The sequence below is a fragment of the Polaromonas sp. P1_F8 genome, from assembly GCF_056405635.1.
Window position 1 is genome coordinate 1,803,118 of the sequence record NZ_JBFUBS010000001.1, and the last position, 17,691, is coordinate 1,820,808.

A 17,691-nucleotide genomic window follows, 5' to 3' on the forward strand; every position below is an offset into this window, starting at 1 on the left:
CCTGGCACCGCCCATGGGCTTTGCCGTGCGGCTCAGGCCGTGTCGGTAGTGGTAGCGCCCGGCGCGTTGGTTTTACACGACTCGATGCCGTTATCCCGTGCCGATACGCTGGAGTACATTTCGCTGACCCCAATCACCTGTCCGTTACCGGCCTTAAGGTTGAAATAGGGGGAACCGTCCTTGCCCACCAGACGGTCATAGCGGCTGTCGTCCGGCGCATTTTTCTTGACGGATTCAATGCCGCCAGTCGCACTGGCTTTGGTTTCGTACATCTCGCTGGCCAGGATCTTCTGCCCGTTACCCGCCAGCAGCGAGAAAAAGTACTTGTCGTTCTTGGACTTCTTGAGCTCAAACTTTCCGGCCATGACGCAACTCCTTCGAAGTGGACATTGTTGTTGTCGGGAATGACAGCCAAGGTTGTACTCCGCCGGGCGCCGCTGTGCGGGGAAAAACCGTAACAAATATCGCAGCCGCACCTGGGGCGTCGCCGGAGCATTCAGGGCTTGCCGGCCGTCTGCCTGAGATGCTTGAAAAGGGCCGCGTCATCCTCGCCGGCCAGACCGGCCTGGTGCGCCTGGGCAAAAACCTGGCTGGCGCGCAGGCCCAGCGGGCCGTCAAAACCGGCTGCACGCGCAGCCTCAACAGCCAGGCGGGTGTCTTTTTCCAGCAGGGTGACATGCGCGCGCGGGGCGTAATCGCCGGCAATCGCGCGGCGCATGCGGTCCGAACCGATCCAGCTCTGGCCGCTCGATTGTTCGATCACGTCCAGCGTGGTGGTGAGGTCCAGTCCCAGCCGGCCGGCCAGTGCCAGCGCTTCGGCGGCGCCCACCAGGTTGATCCCCGCCAGCAGGTTGTTGACCAGCTTGGTGCGGGCGCCGTCGCCGGGGTTTTCGCTAATGCGAAACACCTTGGCCGACACGGCTTGCAGCAAGCCGGCTTGCTGTGCGTAGACCTCGTCCGCACAAGCCAGCATCAGGCTCATGGAGCCGTCGCGCGCCCGCGCAGGCCCGCCCGACATGGGCGCATCCAGCGTGTGCACACCGCGTTCAGCCAACCGTTTGGCGAAAGACTCGACATCCTGCGGCGCAATCGTTGGGCACAACATCACGGTATGGCCGGGTTGCAGCATGCGTGCAAGACCCCGCTCGCCAAACAGCACCTCTTCGGTTTGTGCGGCATCTACCACGCAGATGATGAAAGCCTGCGAATTCACCAGGGCATCAGCGGGAGAAGCCATGACCGCAGCACCCAATCGCGCCATCCCGACGGATTTGGCCGGATCGACGTCGCACACCTGCACGCTCCAGCCCTTGTCCAGCAGGTTGGCCGCCATGCCGCCACCCATGTTGCCCACACCAATCACGGTGACGGTTTGCGGCATTTTCAATCCGGGATCTTCAGGACTGCACCAAGCGCTTGGCCTTGGCGATAGACATCAGCATGCCGATGGCCAGTCCCAGCGTCACCATGGCCGTGCCGCCATAGCTGATGAAAGGCAGCGGCACCCCCACCACGGGCAGGATGCCGCTGACCATGCCCATATTGACGAAAGCATAGGTGAAAAAAATCATGGTTAGCGCACCGGCCAGCAGGCGCGAAAACAGGGTCGATGCTTCCAGCGCAATGGCCAGCCCGCGCAAAATCAGGAAGATGAACGCAGCAATCAACAGCAGGTTGCCCAGCAGGCCGAACTCTTCGGAGTAAGCCGCGAAGATGAAGTCGGTGGTGCGCTCGGGAATGAACTCCAGGTGCGTCTGGGTGCCGGCCATAAAGCCCTTGCCCGTGATGCCGCCCGAGCCGATGGCGATCATGCCCTGGATGATGTGAAAGCCCTTGCCCAGCGGGTCTCGCGACGGATCGAGCAGCGTGCAGATGCGCTGCTGCTGGTAATCGTGCAGGATGGGCCAGCGCACGCCGTCGGCACAGATTTGCGGCTCGAACCATACCACGAGGAACACACCCACCAGGCCGAGCAGCACGGGCGGAACAATCAGCTTCCAGCTCAGGCCGGCAAAAAAAATCACAGCCAGGCCGGCGGCCAGCACCAGCAGCGAGGTTCCCAGGTCGGGCTGCTTCATGATCAGCCCGACCGGAACGAGCAGCAACAGCCCTGCGGCCAGGAAGTCCAGCGGACGCAGCTGGCCTTCGCGTTTCTGGAACCACCAGGCCAGCATCAGCGGCATGGCGATTTTCAGGATTTCACTGGGCTGGATCACCACGCCCACATTGAGCCAGCGCCGGGCGCCTTTTTTGGTGATACCGAAAACGGCCACGGCGACCAGCAATGCCACCCCGGCAATGTAAAGCGGCACGGCAAAAGCCATCAGGCGCTGGGGTGGAACCTGGGCCACCACAAACATGATGGCGCCGGCAATCAGCATGTTGCGGCCATGGTCGATAAACCGCGTGCCGTGGTCATAGCCCGACGAATACATGATCAGGAGGCCCGCGCAGGCCAGCAAAAACACCGCAAACGCCAGCAGGCCATCAAAGCCCTGGAGCAAAGGCAAGGTTCGCTGATAAAGGGAGGGTTTGTCGAAAACGGCGGCCATGCGCGGATTATCCGTCAGCCTTGAAGCCGAAAACGCGCGGCCGGGCATCCCGCGGAAGTGAACAACGCTATCAATTACATAGCTGCTTGCGCCCGTCCTGATTGGCTCAAAGCCCTATTTCGCTTAAAATCAGCATGAAACACCGCGAAACCGGGGAAATCGGCTCCGGCAAGACGTGCGTGCGGCCTGCCCGTCTAACATGCGGCATGCGCATCACCCATCTGCTCTATCTCCACGGATTTCGCTCGTCCCCGCAATCCGCCAAGGCCCGGAAAATGGCCGCTGCCGTGCAGCAGCGCCATCCCGCCGTTCACTGGTGGTGCCCGCAGCTGCCGCCTTCGCCGCACGCCGCGCTGCAGATGGTGGAGGACGAAATTGCCGGTTGGCCCGGCAAGCCGGGCTACCAAAGCATGGGCGTGATCGGCTCTTCGCTGGGCGGCTTTTACGCCACTGCGGTGGCCGAACAGGCTGCGTGCAAGGCCGTGCTGCTCAACCCGGCCGTGGAGCCGGCGCGCGACCTCGCCCGCTACATCGGCGAGCAAACGGCCTGGCACAACCCGCAAGAGCACTTTTTCTTCGAGCCCCGCTTTGTGGATGAGCTGAAAGCGCAGCATGCCGGGCCGCTGAAATCGCCGCAAAACTACCTCGCCATCGTTGCCAAGGGTGACGAAGTGTTGGACTGGCGTGAAATGACGGCCCGTTATGCGGGCGCTCACATCCGGCTGCTGGAAGGCGGCGACCATGCACTGAGCGACTTTGACCGGCATCTGCCGGCCATCCTCGACTTCCTGGCATTGGCCTGAAATCTCTCTGAAGCAGCCCTGATTACACTAGTCTCAAGTCATCAAAGACACCAAAGGGATCCCGTTTTGTTTGTATTGTTTGAAGAAGCCGGCAAGTTCCTGGCCGGCCGCATTTTGTCCGAGAGCGATGCGTCGCTGCAGGTTGAACTCGACTCGGGCAAGCGTGTGAAGGTCAAGGGCGTTAATGCCCTGCTGAAGTTTGAAAAGCCATCCCCTGCCGAGATGGTGGCCGCCGGCCAAAAGCTGAGCCACGATATTGAGCTGGACCTGGCTTGGGAATTTGCCAGCGAAGAAGAATTCGGCTTTGCCGACCTGGCGCGCGACTACTTCAGCGCCGACGGCAAGGCCGCCTCGCTGGAGCAACAGGCCGCCGCGCTCTTTCGCCTGTATGACGCGCCGCACTACTTTCGCCGTGCCGGCAAGGGCCGCTTCAGGAAGGCACCGGCGGAAATCCTGCAGCAGGCGTTGGCCGCCATCGAAAAGAAAAAGCAGGTCGCGGCGCAAATAACCGCATGGGCCGAAGAGCTGGGCCGCGGCGAATGCCCGGCGCCGGTGCGCGAGCAGCTCTACAAAATTCTTTTCAAACCCGACAAGAACAGCGCTGAATACAAGGCTGTCGTCGAAGCCTCACGCGCCACGCACACCGCGCCGCTCGATTTGCTGCAAAAGGCAGGCGCCATCGCCTCACCCTACCAGTTCCACTGGAAGCGCTTTTTGTTTGAGAACTTCCCCAAGGGCACGGGTTTCCCAGCGCTGCAGGCGCCCGAGGTCAAGGACGAGCTGCCGCTGGCTGACGTTAAAGCGTTCTCCATCGACGACTCAGCCACCACCGAGATCGACGATGCGCTGTCCGTGCAGGGCCTGGGCAGCGGCACTGTCACGCTTGGCATCCACATCGCCGCGCCAGGCCTGGCCGTATTGCCCGGCAGCCCGATCGACACCGTGGGCCGCGCGCGGCTTTCCACCGTGTACATGCCCGGCTACAAGCTGACGATGCTGCCGGATGAAATCGTCAAAAGCTACACGCTGCAGGAGGGCCGCAACTGCCCGGCTCTGTCGCTGTACCTCACGCTGGATGAGGCCACGCTGCAGATCAAGGAAAGCGTGACCCGGCTGGAGCAGGTGCCCATCGTCAGCAACCTGCGCCACGACGTGCTGGACAGCACGTTCACCGAAGCCTTTTTTGAAGCCGCGCAAACCAGCCCCCCCACCGATGTTCAATGGGGTGTGGAACTGAGCTTTTTGCACCGGCTGGCCAAACACCTGAAGGCCCAGCGCGAAATCGTGCGCGGCAAACCCGAGAACTTCAACCGGCCTGACTACAACTTCAGGCTGGACAACCCGACAGGCGGCGAGCCCCAGGGCAACGAGACGGTCAGCATCAGCACGCGCCAGCGCGGCGCACCGCTGGACTTGATCGTGGCCGAGGCCATGATTCTGGCGAACAGCACCTGGGGCGAATGGCTGGCCGAGCACGGCGTGCCTGGCATTTACCGCAGCCAGGCCAGCCTCGCGCCCGGCGTGAAAGTGCGCATGGGCACCAAGGCCCTGCCGCACGCGGGCATCGGCGTCAAAAGCTATGCCTGGAGCACCTCACCACTGCGCCGCTATACCGACCTGGTCAACCAGTGGCAGATCATTGCCTGCGCGCGCCACGGCCGCACGGCCGCGCTGGCTGCGCCGTTCAAGCCCAAGGACGCCGAGCTGTTTTCCATCATCTCGGGCTTTGACGCCGCCTACAGCGCCTACAACGGTTTCCAGGCCGGGATCGAGCGCTACTGGACACTCAAATACCTGCAGCAGAACCACATCACAGAGCTGACCGCCACTGCCTTCAAGGACAACCTGGTGCGCGCCGACGAGTTGCCGCTGGTGCTGCCAGCCGCTGGTGCGCAGGGCCTGCCGCGTGGCGCGAAAGTGCGTATAAAGCTGGGCGAGATCGACGAGATCACGCTGGATATTTCCGGCACAGTGGTCGAGCGGCTGGACGTGGAGATGGATGAGTCTCCTGATCCGCTGGGCGAGGAGGATGGCGAGTCCGAGATGGCCGCCGGCCCGATCTCGATTGCAGTCGATGTCAATGAGCCACAAACCGATGCCGCTGTGGCGGCTCCGGTCGCCGGTTAACACCGCAATACGCTCATAAACACCGATAATCTCTTCCTGTGAAGTCACCAAGCACACTGCAAATAGCCCTGGGCGCCTCCATCGCCTTTCATGCGGTGTTGCTGACGGCGCGTTTTGTTGATCCGGACCGCTTCAACCGTGTCTTTCAGGACACGTCGCTGGAAGTGATCCTCGTCAATGCCAAGTCCAACGAAAAGCCCGACTTTGCCAAAGCCATCGCACAGGCCTCGCTGGCTGGTGGTGGCGAGATGGAAAAAGGCCGCGCCACCTCCCCCTTGCCGCCTTCGGCCTTGATGGAGCTGGGCGACGCCACCGAAGACGCCCAGCGCAAGGTCGATTCCCTGCAGGAACAGCAAACCCAGTTGCTCGCGCAAATCAAAAAGCAGCTGGCCTCCATGCCGCCGCCCGACCCAACACAGCCCGCCAACAACCCGGCGCAGGCCGAGCGCGAGGAAAAACGCAAGCAGCTCGTCAAGATCCTGGCGGAAATCGAGCGGCGCATCAACGAAGAAAACGCACGGCCGAAAAAGCGCTACATCAGCCCGGCCACACGTGAAGAGGTCTACGCCGTTTATTACGACGAACTGCGCCGCAAGATTGAAGAGAAGGGGACGGTGAACTTCCCCGAGCTGGCCGGCAAAAAACTGTACGGTGAACTCACGATGATCGTGACGGTGAATTTTGACGGCAGCGTGATCGACACGGAAGTCGTACAGACCTCGGGCAACCTGACGCTGGACCGGCGTGCGCAAAGCATCGTGCGCGGCACCGGGCCTTTCGGCAAGTTCAGCGATGCGATGCGCAGCAAGGCGGACCAGATCGTGGTGGTGTCGCGCTTCAAGTTCACGCGCGATGACACGCTTGAAACCAAACTCACCAGCCGCTAGCCCCGACTGCTGCTTTCAGCCCCACGCACATGAACACCCGGCCCCGCCATGGATAAATACTGCGTCCTGGGCAACCCGATCGCGCACAGCAAGTCTCCGTTGATTCACGCACGATTTGCCGAACTCACGGGGCAATCCCTGCAATACGAACGCCTGCTGGTGCCGCTGGAGGCGTTCGGCGCCGCACTGGCTGAACTGGTACAGGGCGGCGTAAAAGGCTGCAACGTCACCGTGCCTTTCAAGCTGCAAGCCTTTGAAGCCGCAAGCACACGGACCGACAGGGCGCAATTGGCCCAGGCCGCCAACACGTTGGTGCTGCAAGGCAGCGCCATCCACGCCGACAACACCGACGGCATGGGCCTGGTGAACGACATCCAGAACAACGCCGGTGTTTCGCTGGCCGGGCGCGACGTGCTGCTGATCGGAGCGGGGGGTGCCGGTGCCGGCGCGCTGGCCGCCCTGCTGGGGGCCGGGCCACGCCGTCTGGTGCTGGTCAACCGCACGCGGGCGAAAGCCGACGTGCTGGTGGCACGGCACCGGGCACACTCGTCCATGCAAGGTTTGCTACAAAAAACGGAGCTACTCGCGCACGAGCTGCAAGGGCTGCAGGGCTATTTCGATGTGATTGTCAATGCCAGCGCAAGCAGCCTGGCGGGCGCGGGTGTGCCGGTTCCGGCGAGCGTACTCAAGCCCGGCGCGCTGGCCTGCGACATGATGTACGGCCCCGCCGCGGCGGGCTTCATGGCCTGGGCCCGGGAAAATGGCGCAACGCCGCGCGACGGGCTGGGCATGCTGGTGGAGCAAGCCGCCGAGGCCTTCGCACTGTGGCGCGGGGTTCGTCCGCCCTCTGCCCAGGTATTGCAGGAAATGCGGGCGCAGCTGGCATGAAGGCATGCACGCCATGAAAGCACTCCTCCGGCTCATCGGCCTCGGGCTGCTGGCAGGCCTGGCGCTGCAACTGTTTTTTGTGGCGCGCATCGCCATGATGGCCGTGGTGGACCCGGAATCCACCGCTTTTCAGCGCTCGGAAGCCTACCTGGTAGTTCGCAACACCGGATCCCTCAAATGGCGGCAGCAATGGGTGCCTTACGACGACCTGCCGGACAACCTCAAGCGTGCGGTAATCGCATCGGAAGACGCCAGCTTCGCCGAGCATGACGGCGTGGACATGGAGGCACTTGAGAAGGCCTGGGACAAAAACGCCAAGGCCGAGCTGCGCGCCGCACAGTCCGCCAGCCGCCTGGCTCCCGCCAAGGCAGCGGCAGCACCCGCCAGACCGGTGAAAATCATTGGCGGCTCCACCATCACCCAGCAGCTCGCCAAAAACCTGTTCCTGTCGGGTGAGCGCACGCTTTTGCGCAAAGGCCAGGAGCTGGTGCTGACGCTGCTGCTCGAAGCCCTGCTCGGCAAGGAGCGCATTCTGGAGATTTACCTCAACAGCGTGGAGTGGGGCGAAGGCATTTTTGGCGCCGAGGCCGCAGCGCAGCATTACTATCGCAAGCCTGCGTCAAAACTGAGCGCCTATGAATCCGCGCGGCTGGCCGTCATGCTGCCGCGCCCCAAATACTTTGAAACGCGGCCCGGCTCGGGCTACCTGGCTTCGCGCGCCAGCACCATCACGGCCCGCATGGGCGGTGTGGAACTGCCCTGAATGCTGAACAGCAAAAAGGGCCGAACCCCATGAACGACAAATTTTCTCCCATCCTGGCCAAGCTGATGGGGCTTTTCCTGCTGGGGCTGATCCGCACGCTGACCGGTGCACAGGCCCGCTGGCAAGGCTGCCCGCCCAAGGCGGAACAGCGTATTTATTTTGCCAACCACCAGAGCCATGCCGACCTGGTGCTGATGTGGGCGGCGCTGCCGGAAGAGCTTCGCAGCATCACGCGGCCGATCGCCGCGAAAGACTACTGGACCAAAACGCCTTTCAAGAAATGGATCACCACGGCGGTCTTCAATGCGATTTACGTGGACCGCGCCAAGACCGGCGACCAGGACCCGCTGGAGCCGCTGATCGATGCCCTGAACAGCGGTGACTCGATCATCCTGTTTCCAGAGGGCACACGCGGCAACCACGAAGAGCCGCAAAAATTCAAGGCTGGCCTGTACAACCTGGCACTCAAATTTCCACAGGTGGTGCTGGTGCCTGCCTGGATCAACAATGTGCAGCGCGTCATGCCCAAGGGCGAAGTCGTGCCGGTGCCCATTTTGTGTTCGGTCACCTTTGGCGCGCCGATTGCATTGGGCGACGGTGAAGACCGGGGCGAATTCCTGGCGCGCGCGCGCCAGGCCGTCATGGATCTCAGGGAAACCTGATACAAGGCCCGGAATCCTGATGAACACCTTTTTGCGCAACCTTTCTCCCTCACACCAGGTCGGCCTGCTGTTCGTGCTGGTGTTCGGCATCCTGACACTCATCAGTGTGGCCGCCTTCGTGATGTCGCTGAAGGACACGCATGAAGACGACCTGCACACCCAGAAATTGAAAGAATTCAACGGCCTGCTGCGCACCTCGTGGTTCATGTCCACGGTGTTCTGGATCGGCTGGACGCTGGGAGAAACCGTGGCGACCGTGCTGTTCGGCATGGTGGCTTTTTTTGCGCTGCGCGAATTCATCACGCTCTCACCGACCCGGCAAGGTGACCACCGCAGCCTGGTGCTGGCCTTTTTTGTGGTGCTGCCGGTGCAGTTTGCGCTGGTCATCACGCGGCACTTTGACCTGGTGACCGTGTTCATTCCGGTCTACGTGTTCCTGGCGATTCCGGTGGTCAGCGCGCTGGCCGACGATCCGCACCGTTTCCTTGAACGCAACGCCAAGCTGCAATGGGGCATCATGGTCTGCGTCTATGGCATCAGCCATGTGCCCGCCCTGCTGCTGCTGAAGTTTCCCAACTACCAGGGCAAAAACGCCTTTCTGGTGTTCTTCCTGGTGTTTGTGGTGCAAAGCTGCATGATCGTCCAGCACCTGGTGGGCCGCAAACTGCAACGGCCGGGCAGCGCGCCCAATGTCAGCAAAAGCTTTAACTGGACCAGCTGGTTGATCGCCGTCGTTGGGGCCAGCCTGTTGGGCGGTCTGTTGGCGGGCCTCACGCCCTTCAAGCCGGCGCAGGCGGTGGCCATGGCTTTCATTGCCTGCGTATCAGGCTCGCTCGGGCACCTGGTGATGAAAGCCCTCAAGCGTGACCGCGGCATTCCCAACTGGGGGAACCGCGGCGTGGGCGTCACCGGTGCCAGCGGCCTGCTGGACCGCGTGGACGCGCTGTGCTTTGGTGCACCCATATTTTTTCATTCAGTTAGATGGTATTTTGGCCTCTAACCCAATGAACACGTGCGCGACCAGCTATCAAATACATAGCATATGAGAATCCTTGGCATCGACCCCGGTCTGCAGGTCGCAGGTTTTGGCGTGATCGACATGGACGGCCAGCACCTGCGTTATGTGGCCAGCGGCACCATCAAGACCACGCATATGGAACGCAGCGATTTGCCGGGCCGGCTGAAAGTCCTGTTTGAGGGTGTGTGCGAAGTGGTGGAGCGGTACCAGCCCGATGCGGCCTCTGTCGAAATCGTCTTTGTCAACGTCAACCCGCAGGCGACGCTGCTGCTGGGCCAGGCACGCGGGGCCTGCATCACGGCCCTGGTCTCGCGCCAGCTGACGGTAGCCGAATACACGGCGTTGCAGCTCAAAAAGGCGGTTGCGGGCTATGGCAAGGCGGGCAAGGCCGAGGTGCAGGAGATGGTGATGCGGCTGCTGAAGCTGCCTTCCCTGCCTGGCAAAGACGCGGCCGATGCGCTGGGGCTGGCGATTACCCACGCCCATGTCGGCACAGCGATGCAGAGGCTGGCTGCGGCAGCGGGAACCGGCGCAAAACCCGCAGGAAACTACAGGGACGGACGAAGCCGTTAGATCGTGGTGATCCGCGCCTTAGCGGCCACGGTATTCAGCGATCACCTCATCCAATGAGGGGTTAGACCTGGCTTTTCCGCGCACCAGCACAATGGGCAGTTCGCCGCTCATGATGGACGAGATGCGCTGGGCGTCGGCGGGATCGCCACTTGTCACGGTGAAGCTGATACTGTGGGTGCGGGTAACCGGAATCCCCTTGCCCGAAAGTTGCTCGGCCAGGCTATTCGCGCGCTGGGCCGCCTCCTCCGGGCAATCCTCCGCGGCAATAACCTGAACCGCGTTGGAAGCGGTAGTGCTCGTACCGGGCAGCAAAACAAATCCATTTGAACTTGCGCTTCCTGCGGAGCTGGTTGAGGCCATCATCGGTTGACCTTCACGGTGTTTGGTCCAGTATTGATATCCAAAACCAGCAAGACCCAGCACGATAAGGATTTTGATGAAGCTCATGGGTCAATCTCCGGTGGTTTTTTCAGGTGGTTACGTCATTGAACACCGCAGAGCACCGAATCCGGTGGCTTCCGTGTTGCTCTTCAGCGCCAGGGAAAGTCGTTATGACCGAACTATAACTGCACGGATTCAAGCTCTTGAAACGGGGTCGCCGGACAGCTCGGCAGCAAGGAGAAACCCGGAAGGCATCCTGTGGTCACGATGAACCATGGTCAAGCTATGCCAGACGTTCCAGTATCAGTACCGCAAAAAAACCAAAAGCGGCGATCAGCGTCCACTTGAGAATGGTGAGCCCGAACTGCTTGAACCGTGGCTGTCCGGTGCCGGCGTAAAACATGAAGGACACCACCGCTGCCAGCAAAAACAGCAGGATGAGCCAGCGAAACAGCAGCATGGCGTGTTCCGCCGGCCCTACCAGGCACGCGCCAGCGTGGCGAAGCCCTGCGGTGCTTTTTTCTCGTCCTCGAAGGTGACGACTTCGTAGGCGTCCTTGTGCGACAGCAGCTCGCGCAGCAGCTTGTTGTTCATCGCGTGGCCGGAGCGGAACGCGCTGTAGGCGGCCAGCAGCGGTTTGCCCAGCAAATAGAGGTCGCCCATGGCATCGAGGATCTTGTGCTTCACGAACTCGTCGTTGTAGCGGAGCCCGTCGCTGTTGAGCACCTTGTAGTCGTCCATGACGATGGCGTTGTCCAGCCCGCCGCCCAGCGCCAGGCCATTGGCGCGCATCATTTCCACATCCTTGGTGAAGCCGAAGGTGCGGGCCCTCGCGATGTCGCGTGTGTAGGCGCCCGAGCCCATGTCGAACTCCACGCGCTGGCCGGTGGAGTCCACCGCAGGGTGGTCGAAATTAATTTCAAAACTGAGCTTGTAGCCTTCATAGGGGCTCAAGCGCGCCCACTTGGTGTTGGCGCCCTCGCCTTCGCGCACTTCCACCGGCTTGATCACGCGGATAAACCGCTTGGGAGCGGCCTGCAGCGCGATACCCGCCGATTGCAGTAAAAAAACAAACGACGAAGCTGAACCGTCCAGGATCGGCACTTCTTCGGCCGTGATGTCGACATACAGGTTGTCAATGCCCAGGCCCGCGCAGGCCGACATCAGGTGCTCAACGGTGTGCACCTTGGCGCTGCCACTGGCGATCGTCGACGCCAGCCGCGTATCCGTCACCGCCTGCGCGGAAATAACGATATCCACCGGCTGAGGCAAATCCACACGGCGAAACACAATACCGGTATCGGGTGCCGCCGGCCGCAAGGTGAGTTCGACCCGCTGCCCACTGTGCAGGCCCACGCCCACGGCTTTGGTCAGGGATTTAAGGGTACGTTGCTGAAGCATATGGGTGATTTTAAGTGTTGCAGCCGATTGCCGCAGTTGGAGTCTTTGATGGCCACCATAGCCAAAGTGCTACAGGTTTTGCCTTGTTACAGGTGCTGCCTGAAGAATGCCGTCCAGTGCGGCACCGCGACGAAGCGATTCTTCCAGTAGCCCGTGTGGAAAACCTTGCTGACACATCGGGCCATCATGGCGTTGACGTCGTCGCCGGGCATGGTGATGCCGCTGTTAAGTTCGGTCACACCCGATTCGTCGACCAAAACATCGCATTTGGCATAGTGCGGCCCGAAGACATTGCGTTGCCGTTTGTAAGGTGCGTCGAAACTGTGGCCCTCGCCTTCCAGTACCACGATCTTCGCGTTGCCGCCGCGCCCGTTCATCCAGCCCACGTGGCGTTCACAGTACCGGCTCGGGGTTTCGTCGTCCACTTCACCCGTGATGAAAAGAAATGGGGAATTCACATAAGCGTCACGCCGGGCATTGCGGTAACCGCAGTAGCCATACAAACCCACCACCGCATCGACGGGTTTGAGGTTGAAGTCGTCGGCGTACAAGCGCCGCATGTTGCGCTCAATCAGTGCGTGGGCGAATTTCTGCTGCATCATGACTGCGGCACCGCCACCCTGCGACTCACCGATGCTGCCGACCTTCTCGAAACCACGGCCGCGCAACCAGCCGGCAGCTGCGAGGCTGTCAATGGCCATATTGAATTCGTTACCGCCTTTGCGCGACGCCGCCGGATAGTCGTTGTGCGTTACGTCGATGCCTCGAGGCTTCCAGTGATCGATCACCAACGCTGCGAAACCCTCCTTCTGAAGGCTGTCCACATAGTCGAACATGCGGCTGTCGATGCCCTGCGATCCGTGCGAGATCAGCACAATCTTCGTCTGACCGGGCTGGCTGAACAGGTAGCCCTGCGCATGGAGCTTGTTGCAGACAAAGGGAGTACCCGCACACACCATGCTGGGCCAACTCACTTTTTCGGCCGCCTCGGGCCTGGCGGTCTGGGCGACCGCGAGCGGCGCAAGAAAAGCGGCCAGGGCGGCGATACACAATGCCGGGATTTTCATTTCCACCTTTTTTGACGAAATTCTGTCAAACGACAAGGAAAAAAAGTGGCCGAACCAGTCCACGCCCCAACGGCGATTAATCGAATGGAAAGCGTAGCGAGCGGGCTGAGGTTGTGCTGAGGAGCGGAGCCGTACTCAGGTACGGCGAGCACCGCAAGTGCAAGATCAGCCCGCGCAGTAGCTTTACATCGATTAATCGGCCTGCTTGCGCAGAAAGGCAGGAATCTCGAAGTCGTCCATCCCGCCGGAGGCCAGAGCGTCGACTTTTGCGGCCGCCTGGGTCCGGTTGGTGCGCCACACGCTGGGCACCGACATGTTGCCGTAGTCGGGCTGGGCCGATCCCATCGTCTGCGGTGTGCCGGCGGCATTGGCCGTTGTGTTCAGCGTGGGGACGTTGAACGGCACGTTGTCAGTACCCGTGCGCAGCACCTGCAGCGGCGGCGCATGGCGGCGCACGCCCTGGCGGGACAAGCCCGTTGCGACCACAGTCACACGGATGTCGTCGCCCAGCTCGTCGTCGTAGGCCGTGCCGTAGATCACATGCGCATCGGGGGAAGCGTATGCGCGAATGGTGTTCATCGCCAGCTTGGATTCGCTCAGCTTGAGCGAGCCCTTGGCCGCGGTGATCAGCACCAGCACGCCTTTGGCGCCCGACAGGTCGATGCCTTCCAGAAGCGGGCAAGCTACAGCCTGTTCGGCGGCGATGCGCGCACGATCAGGACCGTTGGCCTTGGCCGTTCCCATCATGGCCTTGCCGGGTTCACCCATCACGGTGCGCACGTCTTCAAAGTCGACGTTGACGTGGCCGGGCACGTTGATGATTTCGGCAATGCCGCCGACGGCGTTTTTCAGCACGTCGTTGGCATGGGCAAAAGCCTCATCCTGCGTGACGTCGTCGCCCAGCACTTCGAGCAGCTTTTCATTGAGCACCACGATCAGTGAGTCAACGTTGGCTTCGAGTTCGGCCAGGCCGAGGTCGGCATTGGTCATGCGGCGCCCGCCTTCAAAATCAAACGGCTTGGTCACCACGCCGACGGTCAGGATGCCCATCTCCTTGGCCACGCGCGCGATCACAGGAGCCGCACCGGTACCGGTGCCGCCGCCCATGCCCGCGGTGATGAACAACATGTGCGCGCCAGCAATGGCGCTGCGAATATCGTCCACAGCCAGCTCTGCCGCATCGCGCCCTTTGTCGGGCTTGCTGCCCGCGCCCAGGCCGCTGGCACCCAGCTGGATGGTCTTGTGCGCACTGCCACGGCTGAGTGCCTGCGCGTCGGTATTGGCGCAGATGAATTCGACGCCTTGTACGCCGCATTCGATCATGTGCCCAACGGCATTGCCGCCGCCGCCGCCCACACCGATCACCTTGATCTGTGTGCCCTGGTTAAATTCTTCGATTTCAATCATTTCGATGCTCATTGGGAGCCTCCTAATCAATAAACTGCAGTTGCCAAAATTTTCAGAACGTTGTATTTATGTTTGACATGACAGGCTTAAGCAGGGGGATCCGCCCCGCCTGAATGCATACAACGCGAGGGCCTGCCGATAAAAGTGGAATAGGTATTCATCAGAAATTCCCCACAAACCAGTCTTTGACACGGCCGAATGCGTTGTGCACACTGCCTGCCTTTTGCGACACCTTGTAGCCCCGCATGCGCGCAAGCCGGGCTTCTTCGAGCAGGCCCATGACCGTGGCTGCCCGGGCCTGGGCCACCATGTCTGACAGCGCACTGTTGTAGCGCGGTATGCCGCGTCGCACGGGCTTGAGGAAGATGTCCTCGCCGAGCTCCACCATGCCGGGCATGACGGCACTGCCACCGGTAATGACGATGCCCGAAGACAACACCTCTTCGTAGCCCGATTCGCGGATCACCTGCTGGACCAGCGAAAAAATTTCCTCGATGCGCGGCTCGATCACGCCCGCCAGGGCCTGCTTGCTCAGCATGCGCGGTCCCCGGTCTCCCAGCCCCGGCACTTCCACCTGCGTGTCGGGGTCGGCCAGCAGCTGCTTGGCGTAACCGCTTTCCACCTTGATATCTTCAGCGTCCTTGGTGGGCGTGCGCAGCGCCATCGCGATGTCGCTGGTGATCAGGTCACCGGCGATCGGGATCACCGCGGTGTGCCGGATGGCGCCACCGGTGAAGATGGCCACATCGGTGGTGCCGGCACCGATATCGACCATGGCCACACCGAGCTCCTGCTCGTCCTGCGTCAACACAGCCAGGCTCGAAGCCAGCGGATTAAGCATGAGCTGATCGACTTCAAGCCCGCAGCGCCGCACGCATTTGATGATGTTTTCAGCCGCACTCTGGGCGCCTGTCACGATGTGGACCTTGGCTTCCAGGCGTATGCCGCTCATGCCGATGGGCTCGCGCACGTCCTGGCTGTCAATCACGAACTCCTGCGGCTCCACCAGCAGCAGACGCTGGTCGGTCGAGATGTTGATGGCCTTGGCCGTCTCGATCACGCGCGCCACGTCGGCCTGCGTAACTTCCTTGTCCTTGACCGCCACCATGCCGCTGGAGTTGATGCCGCGGATGTGGCTGCCGGTAATGCCGGTGTAGACGCGGGCGATCTTGCAGTCGGCCATCAGTTCGGCCTCTTTCAGGGCCTGCTGGATGCTTTGCACCGTGGCGTCAATATTGACGACCACCCCGCGTTTGAGCCCGTTGCTCGCCGCGATGCCCAGACCGGCAAGCTTGAGCTCCCCGCCAGGCATGACCTCGGCCACCACCGCCATGACCTTGCTGGTTCCGATGTCCAGCCCGACCACCAGATCTTTGTATTCCTTGGCCATATGTTTACCTTTTTTTCTTTCCGTCGTCTTTGTCAGCGGGGCTTCCCGTGGTGACACCCCTGAGCCTGATCGCATAACCATTGCCGTAACGCAGGTCGGCGGACTCGAGGTCCCGCCCGTACCGGGATGACACCTGCGTCACCGTGGCAATAAAGCGGCGGGTGCGTGCCTGTATTTCGTCCAGCGACCCGTGCCCGAGCTCGATCACGGCGCCGCTGTCCAGCTGGGCACGCCAGCCACCCTGGCCGGTCATCTGCAATTGCTCCAGCGTGGCATCTGTTTCATCGAACATCGGCGCCAGCGCCTGGTAGGCCTGCAGTACCTGCGCCGCCTGACCCGGCGGCCCATTGAGCACCGGCAGGTCTTCCGCCTCGACGTCGCCCTGGTTGGCCTCAAACACTTCACCGAAACTGTTGACGAGCCGGGCGTCGCCCTCGGCCCCCCAGAATGCCACCGGCTTGTGTTCCTGCAGCACCACCTTCAGCCGGTTGGGAAATTCGCGCTGCACCAGCGCCCTGCGTACCCAGGGAACGGACTCGAACACCGCGCGCGTGGCGCCCAGGTTCACCGTGAAAAAATTGCCGGACAACCTGGGCGCCACATTGGCCCGCAGCGTTACCGCGTTGTTGTGCGCAAGGTCGCCCTCCACACGGATTGCGCTCAGGCTGAACAGGGACTGGCGCATGAGCCACGCCACGGCCAGTGACGCAACCATGGCGGCAAACGCCAGGCCCAGAACCACCGAGAAGGTGTTCATGAGCTTGACGTCCAGCGGCAAGGAAGGCGGCAGTGGCAGGGCTCTGCTCAAGTGGCGGCTCCTCCGTGTTTCTGGTGGTCGAGCGAAGCAGTCTTCAGCACTTCAATGCAAAGGTCTTCATACGAGATTCCGGCCGCACGGGCGGACATGGGCACCAGCGAATGCCCGGTCATTCCCGGCGACGTGTTGATCTCCAGCAGGTAGGGCTTGCGCGTGGCCTTGTCTATCATCACGTCGGCGCGGGCCCAGCCGCGGCAATTGAGAATGCGAAAGGTGTCCAGCACAAGCTGCTGGATGACCGCCTCTTCGCCCTCGGGCAGCCCGCAGGGGACCAGGTACTGGGTGCTGTCGGTGAAGTATTTGTTCTGGTAGTCGTAGTTACCGTCCGGCGCTACTATGCGGATGACCGGCAGCGCGCGCGCACCGGAACCGGTACCCAGCACCGGGCAGGTCACCTCGTCACCGCTGATGAATTGCTCGCACAGGACATCGGCATCGAGTTTTTCGGCCTGTGCCACGGCGCCGGCCATGGCGGAGCGTTCTGTCACCTTGGTCAGCCCGATCGATGAACCTTCGCGTGCCGGCTTGACGATCAACGGCAGGCCGAGCGCATCCGGCAGGGCGGCAATGTCGGCAGCGCCGTAAGTGCCACGGCGCAGCAGACGGTACTGAGGCGTCGGCAATCCTTCGGAGATCATCACGCGCTTGGTCATGACCTTGTCGATGGCCATGCTGGAAGCCATGACGCCAGAGCCGGTGTAGGGAATGCCCAGCAATTCGAGCGCGCCTTGCACCGTGCCATCCTCGCCGAAGCGTCCATGCAATGCGATGAAGCAACGCTCGAACCCGTCCTCCTTCAGCTCGCTCAGGTCGCGCTCGGCAGGATCGAAGGCGTGGGCATCCACGCCACGCGAGCGAAGCGCTTTCAGTACCCCGTTACCAGACATCAGCGAGACTTCGCGCTCGGCCGACAGCCCGCCCATCAGGACGGCGACTTTTCCAAAATTCAACATGC

19 protein-coding genes are annotated in these 17,691 nt (G+C 61.8%); 8 read left to right on the plus strand and 11 right to left on the minus strand.

Annotation, left to right across the window (positions count from 1 at the left end; translation table 11 throughout):
- Positions 1-32: 32 nt before the first annotated feature.
- From AC1D1J_RS08570 to rodA, 3 genes are all read right to left on the minus strand, one after another.
- Positions 33-365 carry a YegP family protein gene (locus AC1D1J_RS08570; protein ID WP_477687272.1) on the minus strand — a complete coding sequence of 111 codons (333 nt, stop codon included), beginning with the start codon at positions 363-365 and terminating at the stop codon, positions 33-35.
- Between the two features lie 131 nt (positions 366-496).
- On the minus strand, positions 497-1,381 hold the full coding sequence (locus tag AC1D1J_RS08575) for an NAD(P)-dependent oxidoreductase (protein WP_477694409.1): 885 nt from the start codon (positions 1,379-1,381) through the stop codon (positions 497-499).
- 16 nt (positions 1,382-1,397) lie between these two features.
- Positions 1,398-2,552 carry a rod shape-determining protein RodA gene (gene rodA / locus AC1D1J_RS08580; RefSeq protein ID WP_477687270.1) on the minus strand — a complete coding sequence of 385 codons (1,155 nt, stop codon included), beginning with the start codon at positions 2,550-2,552 and terminating at the stop codon, positions 1,398-1,400.
- 206 nt (positions 2,553-2,758) lie between these two features.
- On the opposite strand from rodA, the gene AC1D1J_RS08585 reads away from it, so the two are divergent.
- The 8 genes from AC1D1J_RS08585 to ruvC all read left to right on the plus strand — a co-directional run bounded on the left by AC1D1J_RS08585 (position 2,759) and on the right by ruvC (position 10,273).
- A complete protein-coding gene (locus AC1D1J_RS08585) occupies positions 2,759-3,355 on the plus strand; it encodes a YqiA/YcfP family alpha/beta fold hydrolase (protein WP_477694494.1) in 597 nt (198 codons plus the stop codon).
- 66 nt (positions 3,356-3,421) lie between these two features.
- Positions 3,422-5,482: a ribonuclease catalytic domain-containing protein gene (locus tag AC1D1J_RS08590; protein ID WP_477694410.1), complete on the plus strand. Its 2,061-nt coding sequence runs from the start codon at positions 3,422-3,424 to the stop codon at positions 5,480-5,482.
- A gap of 38 nt (positions 5,483-5,520) precedes the next feature.
- Entirely contained in the window at positions 5,521-6,369 is an 849-nt protein-coding gene (locus AC1D1J_RS08595) for an energy transducer TonB (RefSeq protein ID WP_477694411.1), read from the plus strand.
- 48 nt (positions 6,370-6,417) lie between these two features.
- Positions 6,418-7,257 carry a shikimate dehydrogenase gene (gene aroE / locus AC1D1J_RS08600; RefSeq protein ID WP_477694412.1) on the plus strand — a complete coding sequence of 280 codons (840 nt, stop codon included), beginning with the start codon at positions 6,418-6,420 and terminating at the stop codon, positions 7,255-7,257.
- Between the two features lie 13 nt (positions 7,258-7,270).
- Entirely contained in the window at positions 7,271-8,020 is a 750-nt protein-coding gene (locus tag AC1D1J_RS08605) for a transglycosylase domain-containing protein (protein ID WP_477694413.1), read from the plus strand.
- A gap of 29 nt (positions 8,021-8,049) precedes the next feature.
- Entirely contained in the window at positions 8,050-8,682 is a 633-nt protein-coding gene (locus AC1D1J_RS08610; RefSeq protein ID WP_477694414.1) for a lysophospholipid acyltransferase family protein, read from the plus strand.
- 19 nt (positions 8,683-8,701) lie between these two features.
- Positions 8,702-9,682, plus strand: coding sequence for a phosphatidate cytidylyltransferase (locus tag AC1D1J_RS08615; RefSeq protein WP_457281089.1), 981 nt, complete (start codon positions 8,702-8,704; stop codon positions 9,680-9,682).
- Between the two features lie 42 nt (positions 9,683-9,724).
- The gene (gene ruvC / locus AC1D1J_RS08620; protein WP_477694415.1) at positions 9,725-10,273 is read left to right on the plus strand and encodes a crossover junction endodeoxyribonuclease RuvC; all 549 of its coding nucleotides are present in this window, start codon (positions 9,725-9,727) and stop codon (positions 10,271-10,273) included.
- An 18-nt stretch (positions 10,274-10,291) separates the two neighbouring features.
- On the opposite strand, the gene AC1D1J_RS08625 is transcribed toward ruvC, so the two are convergent.
- The 8 genes from AC1D1J_RS08625 to AC1D1J_RS08660 all read right to left on the minus strand — a co-directional run bounded on the left by AC1D1J_RS08625 (position 10,292) and on the right by AC1D1J_RS08660 (position 17,689).
- Entirely contained in the window at positions 10,292-10,720 is a 429-nt protein-coding gene (locus AC1D1J_RS08625) for a hypothetical protein (protein WP_477694416.1), read from the minus strand.
- A 217-nt stretch (positions 10,721-10,937) separates the two neighbouring features.
- Positions 10,938-11,114 carry a hypothetical protein gene (locus tag AC1D1J_RS08630; RefSeq protein ID WP_477694417.1) on the minus strand — a complete coding sequence of 59 codons (177 nt, stop codon included), beginning with the start codon at positions 11,112-11,114 and terminating at the stop codon, positions 10,938-10,940.
- A gap of 17 nt (positions 11,115-11,131) precedes the next feature.
- Positions 11,132-12,055 (minus strand): UDP-3-O-acyl-N-acetylglucosamine deacetylase, encoded by a 924-nt coding sequence (lpxC, locus tag AC1D1J_RS08635; protein WP_477694418.1) that lies wholly within the window; start codon positions 12,053-12,055, stop codon positions 11,132-11,134.
- A gap of 86 nt (positions 12,056-12,141) precedes the next feature.
- Complete coding sequence (locus AC1D1J_RS08640) at positions 12,142-13,122, minus strand: dienelactone hydrolase family protein (protein WP_477687260.1); 981 nt, start codon at positions 13,120-13,122, stop codon at positions 12,142-12,144.
- Between the two features lie 192 nt (positions 13,123-13,314).
- Positions 13,315-14,541: a cell division protein FtsZ gene (ftsZ, locus tag AC1D1J_RS08645; RefSeq protein ID WP_477687259.1), complete on the minus strand. Its 1,227-nt coding sequence runs from the start codon at positions 14,539-14,541 to the stop codon at positions 13,315-13,317.
- A gap of 148 nt (positions 14,542-14,689) precedes the next feature.
- Entirely contained in the window at positions 14,690-15,919 is a 1,230-nt protein-coding gene (gene ftsA, locus AC1D1J_RS08650; RefSeq protein ID WP_477694419.1) for a cell division protein FtsA, read from the minus strand.
- Positions 15,920-15,923: 4 nt separating this feature from the next.
- On the minus strand, positions 15,924-16,727 hold the full coding sequence (locus AC1D1J_RS08655; RefSeq protein WP_457281096.1) for a cell division protein FtsQ/DivIB: 804 nt from the start codon (positions 16,725-16,727) through the stop codon (positions 15,924-15,926).
- The gene (locus tag AC1D1J_RS08660) at positions 16,724-17,689 is read right to left on the minus strand and encodes a D-alanine--D-alanine ligase (RefSeq protein WP_477694420.1); all 966 of its coding nucleotides are present in this window, start codon (positions 17,687-17,689) and stop codon (positions 16,724-16,726) included. The genes AC1D1J_RS08655 and AC1D1J_RS08660 overlap by 4 nt, the downstream gene beginning before the upstream one ends.
- Between the last annotated feature and the right edge of the window lie 2 nt (positions 17,690-17,691).

What these genes read in the sequence shown, in the direction of transcription:
- AC1D1J_RS08570 (WP_477687272.1), bottom strand. Translation starts at nt 365, where the DNA reads ATGGCCGGAAAGTTTGAGCTCAAGAAGTCCAAGAACGACAAGTACTTT.
- AC1D1J_RS08575 (WP_477694409.1), bottom strand. Translation starts at nt 1,381, where the DNA reads ATGCCGCAAACCGTCACCGTGATTGGTGTGGGCAACATGGGTGGCGGC.
- rodA (WP_477687270.1), bottom strand. Translation starts at nt 2,552, where the DNA reads ATGGCCGCCGTTTTCGACAAACCCTCCCTTTATCAGCGAACCTTGCCT.
- AC1D1J_RS08585 (WP_477694494.1), top strand. Translation starts at nt 2,759, where the DNA reads ATGCGCATCACCCATCTGCTCTATCTCCACGGATTTCGCTCGTCCCCG.
- aroE (WP_477694412.1), top strand. Translation starts at nt 6,418, where the DNA reads ATGGATAAATACTGCGTCCTGGGCAACCCGATCGCGCACAGCAAGTCT.
- AC1D1J_RS08605 (WP_477694413.1), top strand. Translation starts at nt 7,271, where the DNA reads ATGAAAGCACTCCTCCGGCTCATCGGCCTCGGGCTGCTGGCAGGCCTG.
- AC1D1J_RS08610 (WP_477694414.1), top strand. Translation starts at nt 8,050, where the DNA reads ATGAACGACAAATTTTCTCCCATCCTGGCCAAGCTGATGGGGCTTTTC.
- AC1D1J_RS08615 (WP_457281089.1), top strand. Translation starts at nt 8,702, where the DNA reads ATGAACACCTTTTTGCGCAACCTTTCTCCCTCACACCAGGTCGGCCTG.
- ruvC (WP_477694415.1), top strand. Translation starts at nt 9,725, where the DNA reads ATGAGAATCCTTGGCATCGACCCCGGTCTGCAGGTCGCAGGTTTTGGC.
- AC1D1J_RS08625 (WP_477694416.1), bottom strand. Translation starts at nt 10,720, where the DNA reads ATGAGCTTCATCAAAATCCTTATCGTGCTGGGTCTTGCTGGTTTTGGA.
- AC1D1J_RS08630 (WP_477694417.1), bottom strand. Translation starts at nt 11,114, where the DNA reads ATGCTGCTGTTTCGCTGGCTCATCCTGCTGTTTTTGCTGGCAGCGGTG.
- lpxC (WP_477694418.1), bottom strand. Translation starts at nt 12,055, where the DNA reads ATGCTTCAGCAACGTACCCTTAAATCCCTGACCAAAGCCGTGGGCGTG.
- AC1D1J_RS08640 (WP_477687260.1), bottom strand. Translation starts at nt 13,122, where the DNA reads ATGAAAATCCCGGCATTGTGTATCGCCGCCCTGGCCGCTTTTCTTGCG.
- ftsZ (WP_477687259.1), bottom strand. Translation starts at nt 14,541, where the DNA reads ATGAGCATCGAAATGATTGAAATCGAAGAATTTAACCAGGGCACACAG.
- ftsA (WP_477694419.1), bottom strand. Translation starts at nt 15,919, where the DNA reads ATGGCCAAGGAATACAAAGATCTGGTGGTCGGGCTGGACATCGGAACC.
- AC1D1J_RS08660 (WP_477694420.1), bottom strand. Translation starts at nt 17,689, where the DNA reads ATGTTGAATTTTGGAAAAGTCGCCGTCCTGATGGGCGGGCTGTCGGCC.